The 24771-nt window shown below is 41.3% G+C and carries 19 protein-coding genes and 1 riboswitch; of the genes, 11 read left to right on the plus strand and 8 right to left on the minus strand.

The window, feature by feature from the left end; translation table 11 throughout:
- The first annotated feature begins 49 nt into the window (after positions 1 to 49).
- On the plus strand, positions 50 to 352 hold the full coding sequence (locus BM232_RS09310; protein ID WP_091713843.1) for an EF-hand domain-containing protein: 303 nt from the start codon (positions 50 to 52) through the stop codon (positions 350 to 352).
- Between the two features lie 127 nt (positions 353 to 479).
- Positions 480 to 561: riboswitch (cyclic di-GMP riboswitch) on the plus strand.
- Between the two features lie 18 nt (positions 562 to 579).
- Entirely contained in the window at positions 580 to 3918 is a 3339-nt protein-coding gene (locus BM232_RS15115; RefSeq protein WP_091713845.1) for a beta strand repeat-containing protein, read from the plus strand.
- Positions 3919 to 4017: 99 nt separating this feature from the next.
- Here the strand turns inward: BM232_RS15115 and BM232_RS15220 are convergent, their stop codons facing one another.
- Entirely contained in the window at positions 4018 to 4146 is a 129-nt protein-coding gene (locus BM232_RS15220) for a hypothetical protein (RefSeq protein WP_281248287.1), read from the minus strand.
- Between the two features lie 129 nt (positions 4147 to 4275).
- Here BM232_RS15220 and BM232_RS09320 point away from each other — a divergent pair, with 129 nt between their 5' ends.
- Both BM232_RS09320 and BM232_RS09325 read left to right on the plus strand, forming a co-directional pair.
- The gene (locus tag BM232_RS09320) at positions 4276 to 4893 is read left to right on the plus strand and encodes a response regulator transcription factor (protein ID WP_091713847.1); all 618 of its coding nucleotides are present in this window, start codon (positions 4276 to 4278) and stop codon (positions 4891 to 4893) included.
- Positions 4893 to 6668, plus strand: a complete 1776-nt coding sequence (locus BM232_RS09325) for a hybrid sensor histidine kinase/response regulator (protein WP_091713849.1) — start codon at positions 4893 to 4895, stop codon at positions 6666 to 6668. Before BM232_RS09320 ends, BM232_RS09325 begins: the two co-directional genes overlap by 1 nt.
- Here the strand turns inward: BM232_RS09325 and BM232_RS09330 are convergent.
- Both BM232_RS09330 and BM232_RS09335 read right to left on the minus strand, forming a co-directional pair.
- A complete protein-coding gene (locus BM232_RS09330; RefSeq protein WP_091713851.1) occupies positions 6665 to 9397 on the minus strand; it encodes a response regulator in 2733 nt (910 codons plus the stop codon). The two genes, BM232_RS09325 and BM232_RS09330, sit on opposite strands and share 4 nt — an antisense overlap.
- 12 nt (positions 9398 to 9409) lie before the next feature.
- The gene (locus tag BM232_RS09335) at positions 9410 to 10699 is read right to left on the minus strand and encodes an ABC transporter substrate-binding protein (RefSeq protein WP_218153324.1); all 1290 of its coding nucleotides are present in this window, start codon (positions 10697 to 10699) and stop codon (positions 9410 to 9412) included.
- A gap of 184 nt (positions 10700 to 10883) precedes the next feature.
- Here BM232_RS09335 and BM232_RS09340 point away from each other — a divergent pair, with 184 nt between their 5' ends.
- The 3 genes from BM232_RS09340 to BM232_RS09350 all read left to right on the plus strand — a co-directional run bounded on the left by BM232_RS09340 (position 10884) and on the right by BM232_RS09350 (position 14274).
- Complete coding sequence (locus BM232_RS09340) at positions 10884 to 11792, plus strand: GGDEF domain-containing response regulator (RefSeq protein ID WP_177207303.1); 909 nt, start codon at positions 10884 to 10886, stop codon at positions 11790 to 11792.
- A 57-nt stretch (positions 11793 to 11849) separates the two neighbouring features.
- A complete protein-coding gene (locus BM232_RS09345) occupies positions 11850 to 13940 on the plus strand; it encodes a two-component system response regulator (protein ID WP_091713855.1) in 2091 nt (696 codons plus the stop codon).
- A 106-nt stretch (positions 13941 to 14046) separates the two neighbouring features.
- Positions 14047 to 14274: a cysteine-rich CWC family protein gene (locus BM232_RS09350; RefSeq protein WP_091713858.1), complete on the plus strand. Its 228-nt coding sequence runs from the start codon at positions 14047 to 14049 to the stop codon at positions 14272 to 14274.
- Between the two features lie 36 nt (positions 14275 to 14310).
- On the opposite strand, the gene BM232_RS09355 is transcribed toward BM232_RS09350, so the two are convergent.
- Genes BM232_RS09355 through BM232_RS09365 form a run of 3 tightly spaced genes read right to left on the minus strand, consistent with a single transcriptional unit; the run spans position 14311 to position 20075 of the window.
- Entirely contained in the window at positions 14311 to 15723 is a 1413-nt protein-coding gene (locus BM232_RS09355; RefSeq protein ID WP_091713861.1) for an efflux transporter outer membrane subunit, read from the minus strand.
- On the minus strand, positions 15720 to 18902 hold the full coding sequence (locus BM232_RS09360; RefSeq protein WP_091713863.1) for an efflux RND transporter permease subunit: 3183 nt from the start codon (positions 18900 to 18902) through the stop codon (positions 15720 to 15722). Before BM232_RS09360 ends, BM232_RS09355 begins: the two co-directional genes overlap by 4 nt.
- 6 nt (positions 18903 to 18908) lie before the next feature.
- Positions 18909 to 20075 (minus strand): efflux RND transporter periplasmic adaptor subunit, encoded by a 1167-nt coding sequence (locus BM232_RS09365; protein WP_091713866.1) that lies wholly within the window; start codon positions 20073 to 20075, stop codon positions 18909 to 18911.
- 188 nt (positions 20076 to 20263) lie between these two features.
- Here BM232_RS09365 and BM232_RS09370 point away from each other — a divergent pair, with 188 nt between their 5' ends.
- From BM232_RS09370 to BM232_RS09380, 3 genes are read left to right on the plus strand one after another with little or no spacing between them, the layout of a single operon-like run.
- A complete protein-coding gene (locus tag BM232_RS09370; protein ID WP_091713868.1) occupies positions 20264 to 20929 on the plus strand; it encodes a response regulator in 666 nt (221 codons plus the stop codon).
- Complete coding sequence (locus tag BM232_RS09375; protein WP_091713870.1) at positions 20926 to 22299, plus strand: ATP-binding protein; 1374 nt, start codon at positions 20926 to 20928, stop codon at positions 22297 to 22299. Before BM232_RS09370 ends, BM232_RS09375 begins: the two co-directional genes overlap by 4 nt.
- A gap of 9 nt (positions 22300 to 22308) precedes the next feature.
- A complete protein-coding gene (locus BM232_RS09380) occupies positions 22309 to 22851 on the plus strand; it encodes a DUF3750 domain-containing protein (protein ID WP_218153325.1) in 543 nt (180 codons plus the stop codon).
- On the opposite strand, the gene BM232_RS09385 is transcribed toward BM232_RS09380, so the two are convergent.
- Complete coding sequence (locus tag BM232_RS09385) at positions 22848 to 23849, minus strand: amidohydrolase family protein (protein WP_091713872.1); 1002 nt, start codon at positions 23847 to 23849, stop codon at positions 22848 to 22850. The genes BM232_RS09380 and BM232_RS09385 overlap by 4 nt on opposite strands.
- Before the next feature lie 121 nt (positions 23850 to 23970).
- Here BM232_RS09385 and BM232_RS09390 point away from each other — a divergent pair, with 121 nt between their 5' ends.
- Entirely contained in the window at positions 23971 to 24429 is a 459-nt protein-coding gene (locus tag BM232_RS09390; protein ID WP_091713874.1) for a protein tyrosine phosphatase family protein, read from the plus strand.
- A gap of 28 nt (positions 24430 to 24457) precedes the next feature.
- On the opposite strand, the gene BM232_RS09395 is transcribed toward BM232_RS09390, so the two are convergent.
- Positions 24458 to 24771: IS1595 family transposase (locus BM232_RS09395; RefSeq protein ID WP_143092276.1), on the minus strand; the 314-nt coding region annotated here is incomplete at its 5' end.

A 24771-nucleotide genomic window follows, 5' to 3' on the forward strand; every position in this document is an offset into this window, starting at 1 on the left:
CTCTTCAGCGTAGTCTAAAAATCCCAATCAAATATAAGAGGGATTCACGATGAAAACATTATCAACAGCACTTTTCTCAGTATTAGCCGCCATGGCTATTAGTTCGGTCACATTGGCTGATCCAGCCTCAACTGATGCAATGGCAAAACATGACAAAAAAGGGTATTTCGCTCATATTGATACCAACGGTGATGGCGTTATCACTAAAGACGAAGCCACAACTGCAGCATTAAAACGCTTTGAAAAAATGGATGCCAATGGTGATGGCCAGGTGACGAAAGAAGAAGCCAAAGCCGCCCATAAAAAATATAAAGACGAAAAACGTTCGTGCAAAGATAAAAAAGCGAAGTAATTTCTTATCACATGCTATTTAAGAGGGAGTCATTGACTCCCTTTTTTATTGCTTATTTTATTTTTCTCACAAAATCATACTTTTGGCTGATAGTCGCTATAACTCCATTTCATTATGATCGGCGTGTTATTTAATCGGCCAAACTTGGTGTGAATCAGGGACGGAAAGCTACAGGCCTTGTTGTTTAACAAGGTGGCTGGGTTGCACAAACGCAAGGAATCCGAGTGATGATAAATAAACAACGACAGTTTCTGTCGCTCTCTACTACGTTGCTGTGCAGCTCATTTTTACTGGCACCATCAGTTGTGCATGCTGTCACAGGACTCCATGGTACAAACACATCCCCCATCACCGTCAGCGATGGTTATATCGGCTTAGATGGATATAAAAACGCGAGTAAAATAACTATTACAGCAGGTGGCAATCTATTTAAATCGGGTGGTGGTAATAGTTTTGTCAATATGACTTCTGGCACTGTAATTAATAATGGCTTAATCGATAACCGGGGTTGGATAAGCAATGAGCACTTAATCGAGAATAATGCCACCTTTGATAGTTATAGAGGCAAGATTCTGAATAAAGCGGCTATCCAGAATGGCCGTAACTCCGTCTTTAAGTCTCATTACCTTGAGAATTCTAGTGGCGGTTATATCTCTACCAATGGTAGATGGGAAATGACCGGTGAGCATCGTAACAGTGGCAATATATTCATTGACCAAGATGGGGTGGTAACAAATAACGGTACATCGCTGCCCACGATGAAAAATTACGGAAAGATTACAAACGCCGGTCTATACGAAAATACGGGATTGTTTTTTAATAACAGTTATGGCCAAGTTGAGAACAGAGCCTCAGGCATATTTCAGAATAATAGATTTCTTCATAATAGAATCGGTTCATCTTTTAAAAATGAAGGTGTTTTTCAAAATGACTCTAGCGTAGAAAATGAGGGTATATTCCTTAACTCAGATCAACTAAACAATAACACCAGTCATTCATTCACCACATTTTATAAATTTACGAATACAGGTTTGATTACAAATGATGGCAATTTCGTAAATAGAGCTGGCTATACTTACCTTGATAACGAGTATAAAAAGGGTAAGCTAGAGAATAATGGCACAATAAACAACAATGCCACGATGTCTAATGAGAAGGATGCCACGTTCAATAACAACGGAGTAGTTAATAATAACAGTGGTGCTCAATTTACCAACGCTTCTGCCTTCAATAATCAAGCAAATGGTATCGTACATAATCACGCAACTTTCAACAATCAGCAAACTGGCAGATTCGACAACGCTAATATGGCTAGTTTTGTTAATCATACAACAGCAAGTTTGAATAACAATGGCATACTCAGCAATCAGACCGGTGGCAACTTAACCAATCACGGCATTATCAGAAATAACGAAACCGGCACACTCAATAATGCGGGTAGCTTGATTAACTCAGATAGTGGTCAATTTGCTAATGCTGGCACTTTAAATAACAACGAAAACGGGCAATTCCTCAACAGCGGTGTGTTTGCCAATGGCGGTGTGCTGAACAATAAAGGCACATTTACCTTCACTTTATATTCCACAATGGCAAATTATGGCGATATCAATAATCACGGCCAATTTATTGAACAGGGTAAGTTTGTTAATAGCGCCACAGTAAATAATTACAGCCAGTTTTTGATTGATGACTATGCAGACTTTACTAACGTTAATACCCTCATCAATAAATCTGATGGCACCCTTAACCTGAAGGGTAAATTACTCAATCAGAAAAATTCACCCTCGAACATCACCAATGAAGGTGAGTTTAATATGAGCTATTACAGTCAGTTTGATAATGAAACCTTACTCACCAACAGTGCTTCGGGCACTTTAACGAACGATGGCACGCTGAATAACTCAGGTACCTTAGCGAATAATGGCGCCTTGATTAATAACCGACAAATAAATAATACCGGTGCGTTTTCAACCAGTGGCCAGTTAACTAACTATAATTACATCAGTAATACTGGTTCGGCTGAGATGACACTGTCCAGTACGGGCACGATGACAAATCGGGGAATGCTGTCAAATGAGGCTCGGCTGATAAATTATGGTGTTATCAATAATGCGGTTAACGGCACAATCAATAACACGGAAGAGTTTTTAAACAATGGCACCTTGAATAGTGAAGGGGCAATTAACTCTGTCGGCCTTCAAAATACGGGGACTATTGCCAATGCCGGCACGCTGACAAGTTATTGGCTGCTGGATAATGAAAACACCATTACCAATACTGGCGTGATAAATAATAATGACAGCAGTACGCTGAATAACTCCGCTACCATCACAAACAAGGCTGGAGGCAATATTGTTAATAATGGCGTGTTTGTAAATAGCGGCACCGTTGAGAATGCTGGCACACTGACTAATGCCTCTGTCTTAAAAAATAAAGTCGGTGCGACGATCAATAATACCGGCGTGCTCAATAATAACGATGAGTTCAACGTAGAGGGGTTACTGAACAATAGCGGTCAGCTGACCAACTCAGCCTCCGGTGCTCTTAATGTGGCTTCATCCGGCCAAATCAATAATAGCGATCGATTCATTAGCGATAATAGACTCACTAATGCAGGTCGCATAACGAATAACACTGGTGCGCTTTTTAATAATACCGGGGAGTTTTATAACAACAACACATTTGCTAATGCCGGTGAGTTCAATAATCTTGGCATGGAGAATACCGGTGTCATCACTAACACTGGTGAGTTTAATAATCACTGGCTTTTGTATAATAAAAATAGCCTCTCCAATGAAGGAAAACTGACCAATGCCTCCACTGGTTCGCTATCGAATACCTCAAAGATAAGCAATAAAACTAGCGGTAACTTCACTAACTTTGGTGTGGTCAACAACCAAGCAGTGATTGAGAATGCAGGTGTCTTATCCAATCAAGGGACATTAAAAAATAACGGCATCATCACTAACTCTGGTCAATTTGTTACGACAGATGGTCACATTGTGTCTGGCAGTGGTGAGTTTATTCAAACGGCTGGCAGCACCACAATAAATGGCAGCATGAACCAAAAGAACGTCAAGATTAATGGCGGTAACTTGAACGGTCACGGCGTGATTAATAGCAATGTGTTAGTGAACGGCACCAGCTATACCAATTATGCCAGCCTGACCCCAGGTAACTCTATCGGTAAACTGACGGTGAATGGCAATTACACCCAAGGTACATTTGGTGTAATGAATATCGAGTTTGATGGTAACAGTACGGATGTATTTGCTGTAAATGGTGTGGCGACATTGGCGGGTGTGTTGAGTTTTGATTTTATCGGTTCAGAACTTAAAGCCGGGATCTTCAACTTTATGACCTTCAGCAGTTTAGTCGGCAATTTTGATAACATCATTCTACCGCTGATGAGTGGGTTCGATTTTGATGTGGTTTTCGGTGATACCTTTGCCAATCTGGTGATTACTGAAAGTGTCAGTGCGGTACCCGTACCGGCAGCCATTTTCTTGTTTGCACCAGCACTGTTGGGATTTATCGGTATACGTCGTCGTATGAGTCAAGGTTAAATTCAACATTCAACGCATGCAAAAAGCCGTCATCAATGGCGGCTTTTTTTCAAGTTCGGACTGGATTCCAGCATCCGCTGGAATGACGGGTTATTGTTGTTAGGTCTGAATTTCAGCATTCGCTGGAATGACCAGGTTATCTGGAATGATTAGAACATTAGAAATGACGGGGTATTTGCCCTGCACAGCGCCTAAAAAAGGAACGTCATGCCAGAGTTCTTCTGGCATCCAGTTCAGACCTTCGAACAATAGCTGTTTATTAGTGCTTAAAACGGCTTTTTTTCATTTAAGACTAGGCTGATTTTTCAAAATTATGAATAATGACCAATAACAATAATAAAAGACAGAGGCTCAGACGTGAAACTATTACTGGTTGATGACCATCAGTTATTTTTAGATGGCTTAACAGCCTTACTTAGCAAAGCCGATAGCATTGATATCATTGAAACGGTCAATAACGGCCAAGAGGCTTTTGATAAGTTAATGTCGGGACAATATGACGTTGCGTTGATTGATCTTCGTTTACCGATAATGGATGGTTTTGAACTGTTACAGTCTTTATCGGATTCATCCTGTCTGGTGCCGATTATTATTGTCTCAGCTTCATCCGATCCGATAGATATCGATACCGCATTTAACCTCGGCGCGATGAGTTTTATTCCTAAATCTTCTTCAGGTGAAACCATTCTTAACACGATTGAAAAAGTCATGTCTGGGCAGAAAGTGTTTCCGGACAATGCTGCTTCAGATCTAAAACCTGGAGCAGAGGAGTGGGCAAGACAGCACAATATTACAAAGCGACAACTGGAAGTTTTAAGGCTGATGAGGCAAGGCTTCTCTAATCAGGCGATTGCAGAACAATTATCGGTCAGCATGCCGACAGTGAAGTCACACGTCAGTGCTATTTTTCAGGCACTGGGGACACAAAGTCGTTCCGAGTCCAGTAAAAAAGCTCATCAGCTTGGTTTGGATTAATGTTTCGACTCACCAGTCAGCCAGCATCAAATGATCTGGGGCCTTATCAGCAACAGATAGATATTGAAAAAATCCTGATTGCCCACCGGAATTGCCCAGCGACACTTATTGGTAACGCGCTGGGTGCGATACCGATGACATTAGTCATGCAGAATACACCGCATTCGTTGATGGCTATCATGTGGTTTAGCGTGTTGTGTCTATTGATTGTTGTGCGTTGGAAACACTATCTAAGCTTAGACTCGCAGAAAGCACAGGCTGAAGAAATATTTCGTTATGGCAAAGTACAGGTGCTGCTAGCAGGTTTATCTGGATGCATTTGGGGAAGTGCTGGGATTCTGTTTTTTGATCCAGCGAATATTTCAATTCTGGCATTCATTATCCTGACCTATGTTTGTATGCTTGCTGGCAGTCTGGCTTCATTGTCGGCCAGACCGTTAGCTTATGTTGCATTTTCTCTGCCTATCATGCTCCCGCTTAGTATCAATATGTTATTGCAGGATAAACATTTTTATAATTGGATGGGCTTCGGTGCTATTGTTTATTTGGCTGCAACGTTCGCATTCTGTCTTAATCTCTACAAAGTCATCACGCAATCATTGAGATTACAATATGAGAACTTAGACCTTATTACAGATCTACAAGAACAAAAAGAGCTGGCCGATAAGGCTAACCGTGATAAGTCGCGCTTTTTGGCCTCAGCCAGTCATGACCTTCGCCAACCTTTACATGCGATTAGTCTGTTTACTGAGTTGCTCAGTCAAAAGCTAACAGTTCCCACACAACAACAAGATTTAAGTAATATCCAACAGGGGCTTCAATCATTGAATGAACTATTGGATGTTTTGCTCGATATCTCTCGACTTGATGCGAATATCGTTCAGGCCAATAAAGTTAGTTTTGATATACGTAGCTTGTTAGACAAGATAGAACCGCAATTTCGACTTGATGCGATGAGACATCATCTCAGTCTGGACATAGAAAAAACAAGGCATATCGTTTTTAGTGATCCCTTACTGATTGAACGAGTCATAACAAACCTTTTAGTGAACGCCATTCGGTACACAAAGCAGGGTGGTATAAAGGTTTTCATTTCTGAGAAAGATAATAAACATATCCAGCTTCATATTGTTGATACCGGCATTGGCATACCAAAAGACTCGCTTAATGATATTTTTGACGAGTTTGTGCAGCTGGATAACCCTGAAAGAAACAGGCAAAAGGGTTTAGGTCTGGGGCTAGCTATCGTACGTCGTATCATGTCTTTACTTGAACATTCACTTCAGATTCATTCAGAAGTGAATAAAGGGACGGAAATAACTTTGTGTTTGCCCCTCAGTAGTGAACAAAACGTCAGCCAATATCAAGAAACTGCCGCGCCACAACGCTTAAATAAACTGCAAGATCTGAAGGTAATGATCGTAGATAATGAAGTTAAGATTGTTGAGGCGATGACTGAATTACTAGAAGGATGGGGCTGCGATTACCATACTTATACGTCTACAGAAGTCGCTATTGAAGATATTAATGCTGGTAAAAAACCAGACTTTTTACTCGTCGATTATAGGATGCCTGGTCAATATAATGGCTGCAGTTTCGTATCACATATTGAGACGATAATTGGAAAAACCCCCACCATTATTATCACCGGTGATACCAGTGAAAGCGTTGTTAACGAGATTAAACAACAAGACTTTTTACTATTGCATAAACCGATTAAAGCGGTTCAGTTACGATTGCTAATGGAAAAAATGCTCAAAGATGTTACTGCCTAAAGCCATTTTTTTAGTATATCTAACAAGGTATCGGGCATAATTGGTTTTGTTATATAGTCAGACATACCAGCCGATAGACATTTTTCTTTTACGCCTTCCATCACATCGGCTGTTAAAGCAATTACAGGAATAGACAGATTTAAATCGCCAGCGTGACCATCGCGTAAGCGTTGTGTTGCAGTAAAACCGTCCATAATCGGCATCATGCAGTCCATTAACACCATATCGTAGTGTTTTTCACGTAGTTTATTTAAAGCTGCTTCACCATTTTCAGCTATGTCGACACTAATACCGTATTTTGCCAAAATGCCTTTTGCCACCATTTGATTTATCTCATCATCTTCAACTAATAGTATTATTGATGAAAATTCGGGTTGCACTGGCGCATCAAACTGACTGTTAGTTTCCCATGTATGCTGTGCTGTAAATTGCTCAGTTAATGAACAACTGGCATTAAACAAATCTGAAGCACCAACAGGTTTAATGACCGTCTCGTCAGACAAGTCATTTAATATAGAGTGACTAAAGTCATCTGCTAACGATGAGAGTAGGATAATTTTGATTTTTTTTGATTTGAGTTGCTTTAGTTTTGTTTCATTGATGTGATTCAGCATGGTGCTATCCACAAGTAAAACTAAGTCATTATCTTCCCGATTAACGGTGCTTTCTATCAATAATAATGATGATGTGAGCTGTAACTCGCTTCCCCATTTTGAAAATAAACTGCTTAGATATGCGCCAAATTTTTCATCATTAGTGTAAACAAAAAACTGTGTAGAACTGGCTGTCAATTGACGTGGTACGGTATCCTCAATTTTCTTTACTTCAATAGTAAAGTAGAAAGTGCTACCTTCACCAACATTGGACTTAACTTCGAGTTTACCGCCCAACATACTGACTAGCTCTGCACTAATGGCTAAACCTAAGCCTGTACCGCCGGCTTTTCTTGTAAGTGCTGAGTCGAGCTGACTAAACCGCTCAAATAGATTTCCCAACTCATTTTCAGATATACCAATACCGGTATCTTTTACTGAAAAACTAATACTCAGTGAAGATTCATCTACTGACTTAATTATCACGCTCAGTTCGATGCTGCCACTCTCGGTAAATTTAATAGCATTAGAGAGGAGGTTTAGCAGTATTTGCCTGAGTCTTACGGAGTCAGAAATAATATGTACATTCTCAATTGCATTGGCAGGGCAGAGTACCTGCAGGCCTTTATTATGTGCGTTGGGTTCGACTACTCTACCAATATCTGAAATCAGTTTTTCTAGATTAAAGGACGTTTCTTCAATAGAGAGCTTGCCAGACTCAATTTTTGAATAATCCAGAATATCATTAATGATTCGCATCAATGATTCGGCACTGATTTTAATATTGTGGGCAAACTGATGTTGTTTTTCCGTGAGCTGGGTATCACTTAACAGATTAATCATGCCAAGGATACCGTTCATTGGCGTTCTTATTTCATGGCTCATATTGGCTAGAAAAGCACTTTTTGTATCAGCGGCTAAGTTAGCTTTCTTGGCTGACAACTCAAGCTCTACTTCTCTTAAACTTAAGGCTTTGGCTAACTCTTTGGTCTCATTCAGTAACCGCTTTGTCTCATCAGCATTTTGTTTGAAGAGAGTAGCAGAGCGAGCTAGTGTACCGATTTCATCCTGACGATTTATACCTGGAATAGATTTTATCTCTAGGCCTTTACTAATATCTCCAAAAGTTTTGCTAATATCAGATATCGGCTTTGTTATGGCTTGACTGACACGACTAGAAATCAGAATAGCGATTAACATTAAGAAAAAGGAACCAACGAAAGCGATGAACTTATAGAGTTTAAGGTTATCGTTCGTATCACTGAGTAGAGAAACCTGCCTTTCAATTGAATAGTCTTTTAACTGAATGGACAAACTTTTTAATTCTGAAGCCTCGCCAGCAATAACCACATTAACTAAAAACACAAAATTACGATCAGCCTGTACAGTGCGAAAGAACGTTTTTTTTAAGGTATCTAATTGATTATTTAGTTTAGTGAGTAATTGTTTTTCTTTCTCGGAGGTTGTTTCTAACTCTGAATAGCGTGTGATATCAGTCTTGGCAATATTGAATTTTTCGATGAAATTCAAACGAGTTTTATTTGCGCGACTTTGAAAATACTGTGTGATTTGATTTTGGGCAAAAGCTATAGAAGAACGTATTTCATATAGTAAAACCACATCTTGTGTTTCTTTGTGCTGTTTGGTCATAGTGTCGAGCATGTCATACACATTGTTAAAACCATTATCTAGCTGAATGTGTAATTGCTTTAATACTGTTCGTTCGTCATTTAACTTAGCAATTTTTTCATATAAATTTTCAATCGATAACATGAATTTGGGATAAATCTTTGCTGCTCCTTGGCTAGATTCAGAGGACACGGAGAGTGTTTTTATACTTATTTTTAAGCTTTTTAAAAGCTTCTGAATATCAGCAATAGACGACTGACTATCTGTGATACGAAAAACTAATATTTTTCGGTTAAGTTCAATGATATCGGCTTCAACTTCAGACATCAGACGTGTATAAGAAATTGATTTAGAGTAATCGCCAAATAATTTTTCTACGTTTGTTAGTGAGAATAAATTCACAATTACAATAAAGAGAGAGATCAACGCAAGACTAGCAAAGCCAATAAATACACGCTTTCGGATAGCTAGCTGGTTTAATACGGTGGATTGATACCATTTACTCATGCCAGTAAAAACTCATACCGTTTTTTGTAGAGAATAATCATAATTTGGCATAACGGTATTCCAGATAGCGATATTACTTAACCTTTTAATATAGGCTCCACCCGTACGAATATCACCTGCTTGTATTGAAATCTTGCCATCAGTTCCTTTAAGTGGAACTGTGGTTTCTTTACCCTCATACCAGTAACCCCATTCATTTTTGCTTAATAGTGGTCTTGAGCGTTCGGGTGTAGAAATATAGTACCCCTGACGGGCAATATAGGCGCCTGGCCAACCACTAAGCCACCAGTTCATATAATCATAAGCTGCGTCTTTTACATGTCCTTCACATTCGTTGGATAAACACATCACACCATGCCATGCACGATATCCTTCCCTTGGAGCAGCATAAGTGACAGGAATACCTTGACCATTGAGTGTAGAAACGGCTGGAGAAAACATACTTTCGAGATACACCCTATCTTGGAGCATATAATCAATTGACTGAGGAACTGAATTCCAAAAACCAGCAAAATGCTGTTGTTTTTTATAATCCAGCAGAATGGAAAATAGTTTGTCAATTTCTGATTGTGACATATCACTCATATCATTGAATTGGATTAAACCCTTGCTCTCAGCTGCAAGCGCTAAATCAAATATGCCGATAGTCGGTGAATTAACGATGGCGACTTTACCTTGATATTGCTCATCCAATAACCAGGACCAGCTTTCCGTTTCATAAGGAATGCCTTTTTTCACCTTATTTGTGTTGTAACCGAATGAGTCAACATTATGAACATAAGGGACAAAGCTTATCTTACCTGTGAATTCTTGCCCTAAACTACCATCTGCTTGCACATTCAGAATCTTATGTGGCGCATCACCCAGACCAATGTGTGCTTCTGGTGAAACCTTTCCTGTTTTTGATAGTGCGTTGATTTCAGGCCAATACGTTAACCTTTCAGTGTCAATAGGTTGGATAGCCGAAGCCTGCCAAAGCTGGCGAATACTATCTGTCCATTGTTCATAGATATCAAAAGAACCAGGTTGAGTAGAGGCTTTTTGGATGAGTTCAGCTTCTCCCCCAGGTTCAAAAATGATATCAATTCCGAGATCGCTCATGGCTTTCTGGCGAATATCTTCTTGCAGTGTGACATGCGTGCCCATCACACGTAATGTCGGTTTTGTTCTGGCAAAAACAAAGGGAGCTTTAGAGGATAAAGCCGACATGCCAGCCAGCAAAGTCGATTTTTTTAGGAAATCACGTCTGTCTTCAGAGATGCTCTCGCTAATACCCGGTGAAGTTTTTTGTTGATCAGTCACGACTAACTCCTAAGAACGCATACCACATTCACTATTTATCGACAGGGTTTTGCTTAATTTGAGTGTCTAAAGTTTTTTATTTGTAAGCCAATAGCAAAAATATAAAAAATATAAGCGCTACACTTGATAGTTAAACGAGACGAGTAGACACTTATACATAAATATTAGCTTCATGGATGCAAACATGCATGTATTAATTGTCGATGACAACGAAATAGACATCATTACGACTAGCAGCTTTGTTCAAAAAGCTGAGATGAATCTATTTGTGGCAGATAGTGCAACAAAAGCGCTGGAGATCATTTCAAACAGAGAAACCACGCCTGAAATTATTGTTGTTGATTGGATGATGCCTGATGTGAATGGTCTTGAATTATGTCAAAAAATTCGGGCTCTTAACCTTGCGGTTACCCCTTATATTATTATGGTTACCTCTAATTCACTGGGCCAAATAGAACAAAAAGCACTGGATGTTGGTGCTGATGATTTTATCGAAAAACCAATACACGGGGCAGTATTTATCGCCAGACTCAGGGTAGGGGCTCGTATTGTTGAGATGCAAAAAAAACTTTTATCCTTGGCGCATACCGATGAACTCACCGGTTTATTAAATCGACGTGCGGCTATCAAAGCTTGCAAAGCACATATTGTCCGTTTGTCTCGAGCAGATATGCCATTAAGTCACTGTCTGATTATTTCGGATATTGATTTTTTCAAAAGCATTAATGATACCTACGGCCATCAGATTGGCGATAGAGTACTGGTTGATGTCGCAAAGCGCATGCGAAATAGTATTCGCCCATTTGAAACTGCAGCCAGATTTGGTGGCGAAGAATTTCTAATCTACTGTGAAGCAACGGAGGAAGAAGCTGAGCTCATATTAAGCAGAATGCTTAAAGCCATTTCCTCATCACCTTATATCTATAACGACTTATCGCTAAATGTGACGATGAGTTTTGGTGGTGTGGTGATCAGTAAACACGATACACAACACAACATTAATGATTTTATAAAAAAAGCGGATAACTTGCTTTATGAAGTAAAAAATAACGGTAGGAATAATTATAAAGTCGTGCCGTTTTCATCGGTATAACCATAAAACACGTTCAGAATAAAAATAAGACAAGATGCTATTAAATGGATAAAAAGCATGAATTCTGAGAGAAAAATTTTAATCGTTGATGATGACCCAGTGATTATTCTGGAATTATCAACATTATTAAAAAGTTTAGCTGATATTTATGTGGCAAACTCTGGTGAAAGTGCGATTGCTATAGCCAAAGATATCATCCCAGATATTATGCTGTTGGACATAGGTCTGCCTGATATTGATGGGTTTAATGTCTTAAGTGAACTGAGTAATAATGAGTCTCTGAGACATATCAATGTGATCATTGTGACTGCACACGGTGAATTTGATAATCATCTCAAATCCTTATCTATCGGTGCGGTTGACTTTATCAGCAAGCCTGTCAACGAACAGCTTTTGGGAAAAAAGATTCGTTCGGTACTGATTAACCGAACCAATATTACTAATACGGTAAAAACACGCTCTCAGACTCAGCTCGAACAGCTCAATAATCAGTTTATACATTTATTAAGCATGCTCACCGAAGCCGTCATTATTACCGATCCTAAGGGCAAAATTGAGCTGGCAAACGATTATAGTCAATCGTTATTTGGCTACGATGACTTAACTGATATAAACATTAATCTTATTGTCCCTGAAAAGCAGCTTGCACATCAGGATATGGTGTCAACATTAATTAACCGTAATGACTTCACACCTATTTTCAGGCAAATGACTTTGTCAAAACATAATGGCCAAACCATTGAAGTTGAAGTAGGCGTTTCATTACACAAAAACGAGATGGGTTATCATTTTCTCTATGTTATTCGTGACAAATTTGAGAAAAAATTAACCCAAGCTCGTTTATTAAAAGCCGCCCTCTACGACTCACTGACAGATGTTTATTCCAGAGAAGCGTTGCAGCTTGATTTAGAAAAGACCTACGGCAAAACAAGCAATAAGGCGTGTTACGTTGGCTGCTTGCTTAATATTGATCGCTTTAGCGAACTCAATGCTGTTTATGGTCATAACCACTGTAATCAGTTGCTTACAAAGGTAGCTCATGAACTCAAGCAATTATTACAAAATCAACCGCTGAGGATATATCGGGTTGGTGGTGATTTATTTATCATCAAATCTACACAGCCTATTGAAAAAGTGAATTACGTTAAAATTAAAGAGGTGATACAAAATGCCTTTTCAATTTTATTAGATACACTCAGTGAGCAACTTGAGCATAAACTTTCAATCAGTGGTGTGATGTCTTTCTTTGCCAGTGATATTTTAAGAAATGGGGCGATGGTGCCCATGCTGGAAGATGCCCACAAAAACTATAAACTATCAGGCAAGACTGGTGAGCTGGTTTTTGTAGAAAACACCACTTATAGCCGTACTGTGCAAGTTGCAGAGCTAGCACAATCGATGTTATCTGGTCTGGATTACGCATGCTTAAGCGTCGTTTATCAACCTAAAATTGATGCTGCTAATCAAGTCGACTCTGCGGAAGCGTTACTACGTTGGCATAATCCTAGAGAAACACCATTGAATTTATTAGACTTTATTGGTGTTGCTGAAAGTACTGGCGTGATTACCGATATAGGCTATTTTGTGCTGGAGCAAGTCTGCGATATGCTCAACACAGTTCGGAAACGCGTTCCCGATTTTGACAAAAAGATATCCGTCAATTTAAGTATTCGTCAGCTCGCGGATCCCAACTTGGTCGAAACATTTGAAGGTATATGCAAAAAGCATCATATTCCAGCACAACAAATAATATTTGAAATTACTGAGTCAGTGATGGCAGAGAATATCAATCTTTTAACCTCTGTCATGCATAGTCTGAAAACAGTCGGCTTTGGCATTGCTATCGATGATTTTGGTACCGGACAGTCTAATCTTAGCTATCTGAGTCAGTTGCCAATAGATGAGTTGAAAATTGATAAATCATTTATTGATAAAATTAACGCTGAAAATGGCGAATATCCGATTGTTGATACGGTGATCACCATGGCTAAAGCGATGAAGCTTAAAGTAGTCGCTGAAGGTGTCGAAACTCATATTCAGGCTAATTATCTTCGAGCTAAGTCGTGTGATTTAATTCAGGGCTATTATTTTTACAAGCCGCTCACACTGACAGACTGGCTTGAACTCAATCAACAGTTAGTGGAATAAACTGCTACTCTGGTCGCTAATTTTCAGGCCATACAACGCTTGAGGGTTTTATATTGTGCGAGTGATTTCCAATTGATGAGAAATGACGGGATGAGATTAATTACACATGGCTGAGACGCAAGTATTCTGTGCTGCAATCTGCCCGTTATGTGGTGGACCAAATGCCTGTGGCAATCTATCAGCCAATGGTAATCCGGCTGATTGCTGGTGCCATCAGCCGGATATGATATTTAGCCGGGCTTTGTTAGAAAGTGTGCCTTCAGTGGACAAAGGCAAAGCCTGTATTTGTCAGCAATGTGTAATAAAGCAAGCAACAGATAATCAGGACAAGTAGCGGTGGTTACTTGCTAAAGCTGTTTTGGCTCTGATATTACGGTTGCTGAGATTTTACCTGCCAGCCACCACCTAGTGCTTTATATATAGCCACTAAGTTAAGTCCTGAAGTGGTCTCGCTGCTTGCCAGCGTATCTTCTGCTTCCAAGAGCGTTCTCTCAGCATCTAATACATCCAGAAAATTATCATAACCACTATCAAAACGATTTCTGGCCATGGTGGCTGATTGTTTTGCTGAAGCGGCGGCTTGCTGCAATTCAGCACGGCGTTGTTCTTCGTTAGAGAAGTCACTCATGGCAGACTGAATTTCTTCAAATGCGGATAACACCGTTTTTTCATATCGTGCCAAAGCCGCATTCGTTTGTGCATCCGCCCGATCCACATAGGCTTTTAGACGGTCACGATCAAACACTTGCCAGCTGATCGATGGTCCAATTGAACCAGCGAGCGCAGAGGTGCCAAAACTACTCAGATTTGTCGAAATAAACCCTAATGAGCCGAGAATACTCACCTTGGGAAATAAATCCGCTACGGTCAGATTGTAATCAGCAACACTTGCTGCCAATGAACGCTCGGCTGAACGAATATCCGGGCGTCGGTTAAGCAGTTGTTGAGCATCACCGACAGCAACACTAACAGGTAAACTTGGCAAAGCTTTGGACTGAGAAAGGCTGCTACGCAAGGCATTCGGTACTTGCCCGGTGAGCACAGACAGACTATTAATAGTGGAATCTATCTGCGCTCGAAGCGGTGGAATGGTTGAGCGAGTTAGACTTAATTGAGTTCTGGCACGACTCACATCCAAAGCACTGGCTCCACCAGCATTGAGTATTTTTTCTGTCAATTCAAAGGTTTCGTTTTGATTCTCAGCATTACGCTGAGCAATATCAAGCCGATATTGAGCACCACGCAATATAAAGTACTGTCTGGCAACCTCAGCAGCGACACTCACATACATCTGTTGTAAATCAGCAGCGATAGCTTGTTCCTGAGCAAGCTGAGACTCAATGCCATAACTGACGCGACCGAAAATATCTAATTCCCAATTAGCATCAAAACCAGCTTCATACACATCGGCTGCACGTGTTGATGGATTTTGTCCTTCTTTTGAATACAGGTTACGGCTATAGCCACCATTAGCATCAACAGTGGGGTATCTATCTGAGCCAACCGCTCTGGATAAGGCTCGGGCCACTTGCAGATTTGCCAGCGCAATACGTACATCCAGGTTATGCGATAAAGCCTCATCAACTAATTGAGTTAATTGAGGATCGTGAAAAGCCGTCCACCAGTCTGCAATCGGTTGCTGTGCGGTAGCAAACTGGTAATTAGCATCACTTAGTTGAGTCGCTTCAACTGAAGCATTTGCCGTGGGTGATTGATAATCACGAAATTGAGCACAGCCCGTGACAGACAGACTAATTAATGTACAAAGCATCAATTTTTTCACGATTTTTCTCCTGTCGTCTGTTCATGTTTAGATTCAGGTCTGAAGTGAAGCGCGACCCGACGACAAATCACATAAAACACGGGGGTAAATATCAGTCCGAAGAAGGTCACCCCAAGCATGCCTGAGAACACAGCAATACCTAATGCCTGACGCATTTCAGCACCGGCACCTTCAGCCATTGCCATTGGTACAACCCCGAGAATGAAAGCAAACGAGGTCATCAGGATAGGACGTAAACGTAATCTGGCTGCTTCCACAGCCGCATCCCAGACCGAACGCCCCTGACGTTCCAGCTCTCTGGCAAATTCAACAATCAAAATGGCATTCTTTGATGCTAAAGCGACCAGAACCACCAAACCTATTTGGGTCAGGATATTGTTATCCATATGGGCCAGATAGACACCGGTGATGGCAGATAACAAACACATCGGCACAATCAGTATGATAGAAAACGGCAGTGCCCAGCTTTCATATTGTGCGGCCAATAATAAGAACACAAAAACCACGGCCAGTAAGAAAGCCAAGGCAGCTGTATCACCTGTTGATTTCTCCTGATAGGCGATTTCTGTCCACTCATAACCAATGCCATCAGGCAGAATTTTGGCTGCTAAGTCTTCCATCGCATTGAGCGTTTGCCCACTACTATAGCCATCAGCACTACTACCCATAACACCAGCAGCAGGATACAAGTTATAGCGTGGAACGCGAGAAGGCCCCGAAGTATTTTTCACCGTGGCAAAAGAGCCTAACGGCACCATATCACCATGAGTGCTTCTGACACGGATTCTGAGTGCATCATCTACCGTTAAACGATCTTCTGCTTCAGCTTGAGCAGTCACTCTAAATGTCCGACCTAAGTAATTGAAATCATTAACATAGACAGAGCCAATAAAGACTTCTAAAGCTTCAAATACATCCGCGACTGGGACATTAAGGCGTTCAGCTTTATTACGATCAATATCCAGATAAATTTGTGGATTATTAGTATTAAAGAACGAATACACCGCTGTTGTGGCAGGGCTATCAGGACTATTAGCTGCCGCCGCCATATCGGCTGCGGCCTGCTCTAATACTTTTAAGCCACGACCGCCACGATCCTGTAGCATCATTTTGAAACCACCAGCACTACCGATACCGGGCACAGGAGGACGTTCAAATACCGCTACCTTAGCTTCCTTAAAGCCAGCAGCAATCGTACGCATATCACTGAGGATAGTGTGATAATCAATGCCTTCAGCAATACGATCTTCAAACGGCTCTAGCGGTGTAAATACAACGGCTGCATTCGATTGAATGGTTCTGGTTGCACCCGAAAAGCCAGTAAAGCCCACAGCGTTTCTCACGCCTGGCACCTCTAACATCTGTTCAGTGACAGCCTGAACTACTTTATCCGTTGCATTAAATGACGCCCCATCAGGCAGTGTGATGGCTACGATCAAAGAGCCTTGATCCTGTGTCGGAATAAAGCCTGTAGGCACTCGGTTAAACTGAAATGCGGTTAAGGTCATCAATCCCGCATAAATAACGAGCATTATCACCCCCATACGAATGGTTTTACCGACAAACCAGCCATAGCGGCTAGACAAACCTTCCATACCACGGTTGAAACCATTAAAGAACGCTTTAACAGGTGAGCGATACCATTTAACGGGTTTCTCTGGTTTATCCTGATCATGAGATTTCATCAGAATAGCGGCTAATGCCGGTGACAAAGTCAGTGACACGGCCACTGAAATCATTGTCGCCACAGCAATGGTAATACCGAAGGCTTGATAGAATTTGCCTGAAATCCCTTCAAGGAAAAGGGTAGGTAGGAACACGGCAACCAATACCAGTCCCATAGCGATTAACGCGGAACCGACCTCATCCATGGTTTTACGTGCTGAATCACGTGGTGACAGACCATTTCTAAGGTTACGTTCCATATTTTCGACGATAACAATCGCATCATCGACCACGATACCAATGGCTAATACCAACCCAAATAGCGTCAGGTTGTTTAATGAAAAACCAATGGCAGACATCACTGCAAAGGTACCAATAAGCGATACCGGGATGGCCACAATTGGGATAATCGCCGCACGCCAGGTTTGCAGGAACACCAGGATAACAATCACCACCAGGAATACGGCTTCATACACCGTCATTTTCACTGCCTCAACAGATTGTTCGATGAAGTCCGTCGGATTATAGGCAAACTCATAGGTCATACCCGGTGGGAATTCGGCAGCAATATCTTTCATTTCAGCTTTAATTTGCTTTGCTGTTTCAATCGCATTGGTGCCTGGACGTTGGAAAATTGGTAAGGCAACCGCTTGTTTACCACCTAAATAACCTTTAGTGATGTATTCCTGAGCAGCTAATTCAATGCGAGCGACATCACGTAAGCGAACAATACGACCATCATCACTGGCTTTAACAATAACTTCACCAAACTCTTCTGGTGTAGTGAGTCGTCCATGCGTCTGAATAATATATTCGTAATAGTTCTGATCGGGTTGTGGTGCGCGGTTTAAGGTACCGCTGGCAACCTGAACGTTTTGAGTACGGATAGCCGATATCACATCACCCGCAGCTATATCATAGGACTGCAGTAAATCAGGTTTTAGCCAGATACGCATCGCGTAATCTGAGGCACCGTAAACCGGGACATCACCGACACCGTTAATCCGGCGTATACGATCACGGATATTTAACACACCATAGTTGGCGAGATAGTTCTGATCGTAGGTACCATCCGGAGAAGATAGATTGATAACGATCATCAGGTCCGGCGAGTTTTTCTTAGTTGTTACGCCCAAAGCACGAACACTGTCTGGCAGTTTTGCTTCAGCAATAGCAACACGGTTTTGTACTAATACTTGTGCTGTATCCAGATCAGTCCCAAGCTCAAAGGTAATGCTCAGTGTCATCGAACCATCGGCAGATGATTGAGAGTACATATATAGCATGCCCTCAACACCATTCACTTCCTGTTCAATAGGTGTCGCCACGGTTTCTGCTACGGTTTCTGCTGTCGCACCAGGGTAGGTGGCAGAGACTTGTATGGTCGGTGGTGCAACTTGTGGATATTGCTCAATAGGTAAACTCAGATAGGCCATATAACCGATAATGACCACGATAATGGACATTACTGAGGCAAAAATCGGCCTATCAATAAAGAATTTTGGGAAGTTCACAGTCGCTTATTCCTTATCTGTATCAGTCAATTTTTCTGAGTCTGTGCTAGCTTGTTTGCCAAGCACATTAAGCGGTTTCCACTCAAGCTCATGCATATTCGGTGTTACTTCCTGACCGCTCGCTCTTATGCGCTGTATGCCATTGATGACCACTTTTTCATCACCGGATAAGCCTTTGTTAACTACGATCAGATCATTTTCAAGTAAATTGCCGACAGTCACATACTGACGTTTGATGGCATTATTCTCATCAACTATATAGACGAACTTTTTATCTTGGTCGGTATTGATCGCATTTTCCGGTACTAAAATGCCATCGTAATTAGCACGTCCTAATAAACGGGCACGACCAAACAGACCCGGATAAATAATGCCTTCATCGTTATTCACAGTAGCCGTAGCCTGGATGGTGCCGGTGGCATCATCAACCACGTTATCGACAAAGTGCATTTTGCCTTCGTGATAGAACTTATCTTCATCCATCAGTCTGATATAAATAGGATTAGGGCTGGAGTCACTGCTAGGGCGTTGGCCTGCACGATCAAGGCGAATGTATTTCAATAAATCGCCTTGTGATCCCTCAAAACGGAAGTGAATAGGGTTAGTGCTGACGATACGCGTCAAAATCGTCTGATTTTCTTCCACCATATTGCCGACATCAACGTAGCTGTCACTAACCTTGCCATCAATGGGGGAGGTGACTTTGGTAAACCCTAATTGCAGCTTGGCGTTGTTTAATGAAGCCTCTGTAATTTGTAATTCCTGAAAGCGTCTGTCGACTTCTTCTTGTGAAATCGCATTAGATTCACGAAGTAGATGAGCCCGATCCAGCTCTTTTTGCGCCAGCTCATATTGCGCCTGAATTCGTTTTAACTCATAACGAAAAGGACGTGGGTCGATGACATACAACACATCACCTTTTTTAACTTGCTGACCATCTTTGAATTTTTTCTCAACCAGATAGCCGGTAACCCGTGCCCTCAAATTGACGTTATCGATGGCTTCAAAACGACCTGTAAACTCGTCCCAATCCGTCAGTTTGTGTTGCAGAGGAAGTGCCACATCAACTTCAGCAGGCTTGGCTTCCTGTTTAGGGGCCTGACTTTCTGGCTCTGAGCAGGCAACTAGCATCAGGGAAAAAGCAGAAATGAGTGTTAAAGGAATGGCTCGCATGATAAACATCTCTTAATAAATTAAATTCAATCGGGTTGTTTGCTTCAGCAATGAAGGGCGAATATATACACGGTGAGGTGTAATTTTCATCAAGTCTATGTGCTAATGATTAGCCGTACATTAGGCTGATCTTAATGTTCACTTAATGTTATTAACCATAATAAGTGTGTAATTATTGGGAATCATGTATGTATATTTTACTGGTTGAAGACAATGACATTGTCGGCGATGGCATTAAACAAGGTCTGGAAACGCTGGGGCACAGCACAGATTGGGTCACAGATGCTAACACCGCCAATCAGGCTATTCAACATGTCGATTATGATGTTGTGATTCTTGATTTAACATTACCAGATTACGATGGTATGACCTTACTGACCAACTGGCGTCAGAATAAGATACTGATTCCTGTACTGATTCTCACCGCACGAGATGCCATTCCAGACCGAGTTACCGGGCTATCAGCCGGAGCTGATGATTACCTTACTAAACCGTTTGATTTTGATGAGTTGGTCGCTCGCCTGCAATCTATCACTCGTCGCATTGCTGGCCGGGCAGATAATGTCATTACCTTTGCTCATATCAGCTATAACCCTACTAAGGGTGAAGTGAAAGCCAATGGTCTTCCGGTCAAACTCTCTAAAAGTGAACTCATTGTATTAGAAGCCTTAATGCATCAACCGGGTAAAGTCGTTAATACAGAACAACTTCAGGACCGACTATATGGCTGGTCTGAAGGGGTGGCGAGTAATGCTGTAGCCGTGCACATACATAATTTGCGTAAGAAACTGGGTACGGATCTAATTAGTACTGAACGTCGCTTAGGCTACTTTCTGGCAGGTGATAAAAAATGAAAGGCAGCTTAAGAAATAAGTTATTGCTCTCAGTACTGCTGGTGACCAGCATTTTATGCCTGATTATTGGCCCCTTTATGTATCACACCATTAAAAGTGATGTGAAAGAGATTCTGGATGATCGTTTAGCAGCATCAGCAAAAATGTTATCGAATATCGTGCATCAGTACGATGTGAAAAATGAAAAGCCGTCGTCTTCTCTGACTAATGAACTGCTACAACACATTGAACAAAAGAAAGACAATACTGAGATTATTGTCTGTAATGTCACACGTATCGATGGTGAGTTAATTATTAGCACAGAAGATGGTAATCAAGATGTACTGACCTCAGTGAAAGATGGATACAGTTTTATTCGTGACAATGGCACGATATGGCGCGTGTTTAAACTCACCGAGCATGGTATTTCAGTGACTACGGCTGAAAAGCTGGATAAACGTCGTCAGTTATTCAACATTGTTCTGATTGGGGTTTTAATTCCCTGGATTCTGGCTGTTCTGACTTTAATCATCTCCCTGTATTTTATTATCCAGCGTGTGTTTAAGCCGATGACACAGCTACAGGATCATTTCGATAAACACACGGGCAATAGTTTAACGCCGATTGAAATTGAGGATGTGCCGAGTGAAGTCAAAGGCGTTATCGCCGGCTTTAACGCTTTACTCGCCCGAGTCAAAGCCGTATTGGAAAGCGAACGCCGTTTTACTGCAGATGCGGCTCATGAACTGAGAACACCATTGGCGGGTATTACTACCCAGCTACAGGTAGCCATGCTAAAACAAGGCGAAACGGTTGATAACAATCTGAAACAAGCGAACCTGGCCGTTAAACAACTAACGGAATTACTGGACCAGTTATTAATGCTCGCACGACTGGATGCCGAGCAAATGGCGTCCATTACTGCCAGCAGCACGGCGAATGAGATTACCTCAAAAGCATTATTGCCACTGCAACACATGATTCAGGAAAATCAAATCCAGATTCACAAAATTATTCATAGTGAACAGGACTTGTTTTTACCACAGGAGTTAGTAGTGGTTGCGATTAGAAATGTGATCAAAAATGCCATTCAGTTTTCCTCAGCCGAACAGTCAGTTTCTATTCTGGTCACCGAGCAGCCTGACTATGTTACTTGGCAGATAACGGATGAAGCAGGAGGCATTGACCCTGATTTATTACCTAATGTGACTAATCGCTTTGTACATGATAAGAAAAAAGGTAATTTTGGGCTGGGATTGAGTATTAGCAAAGCGGTCATTGATATTCTTAATGGTAAGTTGACCATCAGCAATACAAAAGCGGGCTTACGCGTGGATATTTCACTGCCATATTCCAGCCATGAGCTGAATTTAGATCAGACTCTCAACTGAATTTTTAGGATGAATAACAGCTTGAAAACTCTTTGTATTCTACTGGTTTCCGTATTTTCACTGAGCGGCTGCACAACAAAAGATTGGCGAACAGCCAGCCGTGAATCAGCTGGTATTGCGGCCAATCCTGCGACAGAAAAACAAGCGATTATCGAAGTCTATGCGGCTGATGCCTTTAGTTGGCGTGGCTGGTTTGCAGTGCATAGCTGGATTGCTGTAAAACCACAAAATGCGGCAAGCTATACAGTGTACGAAGTCGTTGGCTGGCGTGTTAAGCGTGGCTTACCTGCATTACGCGAATATCAAACCACCACACCTGACACCTATTGGTACGGTGCCAGACCGGAAAAGATATTATCGATAAAAGGGCCAAAAGCCGCTAAGTTGATTCCTGATATTAAAAAAGCAGTTAGCCAATACCCATGGGCAGATGAATACACCTTGTTTCCAGGACCAAATAGCAACACCTTTCCAGCCTGGGTTGGCTTGCAAGTCAAAGAACTGGGTTTGAAAATGCCATTTCGTGCGATTGGTAGTGGCTACGCCGATTAGTCAGCTGCTTTTTTAGGTAATAGTCTTAGAAAATTATCATGAGCAATGGCATTGGCAGCATCTTCTGGTAAGGCATTCAATACCGGATAAAATCCGTGCATGATTTTACCGACATTATCAAAACTACCTACCACATCACTGCCAATCACAAACCGGCTAGGGTACTGCTTAAGTAATGCCAGCCACTTCGGTCTGGGCTTGCCTTTTTCATCCAGCAAATACGGTTCGATCATTGTCCACGACAAATCAATGGTCAGATTATCGTATTTATCTAATAGTTCTTTTAATAGTGGTCGGATAAAGCCCAGCTCCTCCTGATGACGATGTAATTCTTTACTGGTGCCGGCATGTGCCCAGATAAATTTCACCTCAGGATTCTTGCCAAGAGCTTCTTCCAATTCTTCTAAATACAGTGGGTTACGCTCACGTTTTGAAGTAATGTTACTGTGTAGTAATACAGGTAAATCAAACTCGGCGGCCAGTTTATAGACTTTCATCATCGCCTCACTATTAGCCCGTGGTGCACTACCATGAATCAAAGCAGTGAGATCATCATGGCGGGTGAACACTTCACCGATGCCTTGCCAAAATCCGGGGTTAAGTTCTAATGCCCGTCGGATGTGATTAACCGCATTTTTATCATCCGGGTTGAAGCCAGATAAAAAGGGAATAAAGCGTTTTTGTTGTTCAGGGTTTAGGTTTTCTATAGCAGCATGTAATTCAAGATCAGTGCCACTATACCAATAGATTGGAGCATCATCGCCTGCGTAATAGCGTGGTTTTTTAGGTTCATTTTCATCCCAGGTTTTGGCAACTGGAATCCCCATAATGACGGCTTGCGTGATATCACTTTCATCCATGACCTTAAGTAAGGCAGGCATGCCATCTGTTTCCTGAAAAAAATCGACGTAATGTAAATGTCCATCTATATATTCACGTGCTGTAACGAGCTGACTTGTTAGCAGCAATGAAAAAGCGAATCCTGTTTTTAACTTCATTGTTGTGTGTTTTTATTATTAAAAAGTAATCTGAGTATAAATACATGTAAGAGTTCACATGCATTGTCCGACAGTCATGATAATCTTATCGCGCTGAAATAATGAATGGAGTATTTCCACAATGGAAACGACGATCAAGAACGTATTGAATGTGACAGCCACTATTACAAGTTCTGGTCAGCCTACCATCAAGCAGTTCGTAAAAATTGCCGAGCAGGGTTACCAAGTTATCATCAATCTGGCAATGCCTGATTCAAGTACAGCAATTGAAGAAGAAGGCGCTATAGTGGCTTGTCTGGGAATGACCTATATTCATATACCAGTGCCATTTGATGCCCCCGATCAGAAATATTTGCAGCAGTTCTTTAATATCATGAAAGTATTTTCAGCCCATAAAGTTTGGGTTCATTGTGCCTTGAACTATCGTGCATCTGCTTTTTTATATCTTTACCTTCGTATCGTTGAACAACAATCTGCAAAGCAAGCAAGTTCAGCACTGTTGCCCTCATGGGAACCGAATGAAATTTGGTCTGAGTTTTTAAAAAAAGCAGAAATGGACTCATCATTAGTTAAGCAATAAAAATTATCTTTGGGGCTGATCCAGATAACTAGCCCATATTCGCTTTAACCCATTGAGTTAATTGTTTTAATTGACTCTTTGGGTCACTGTTATTAAATCGCCACTCACACTCTTTCAAAAACAAGTGAAAATGCTCCTTTGGAATACCGTTAAATCGCCGTAAGTGGCGCTTAGCTTGATTCCAAAAATTCTCAATACCATTGATATGATTTTGCTTATCGGCAAAAAGCTTACTATGGTTAATACGATAGTGTTTAAATTCGCTTACATCTAACGCATTATAACTGCGCCAAGTATCGGTATAGACAATACTGTCAGGTTTCACCGTCTGTCTAATAATGG

The sequence above is a fragment of the Methylophaga sulfidovorans genome (genome assembly GCF_900114205.1).
GTDB classification, from domain to species: Bacteria; Pseudomonadota; Gammaproteobacteria; order Nitrosococcales; family Methylophagaceae; genus Methylophaga; species Methylophaga sulfidovorans.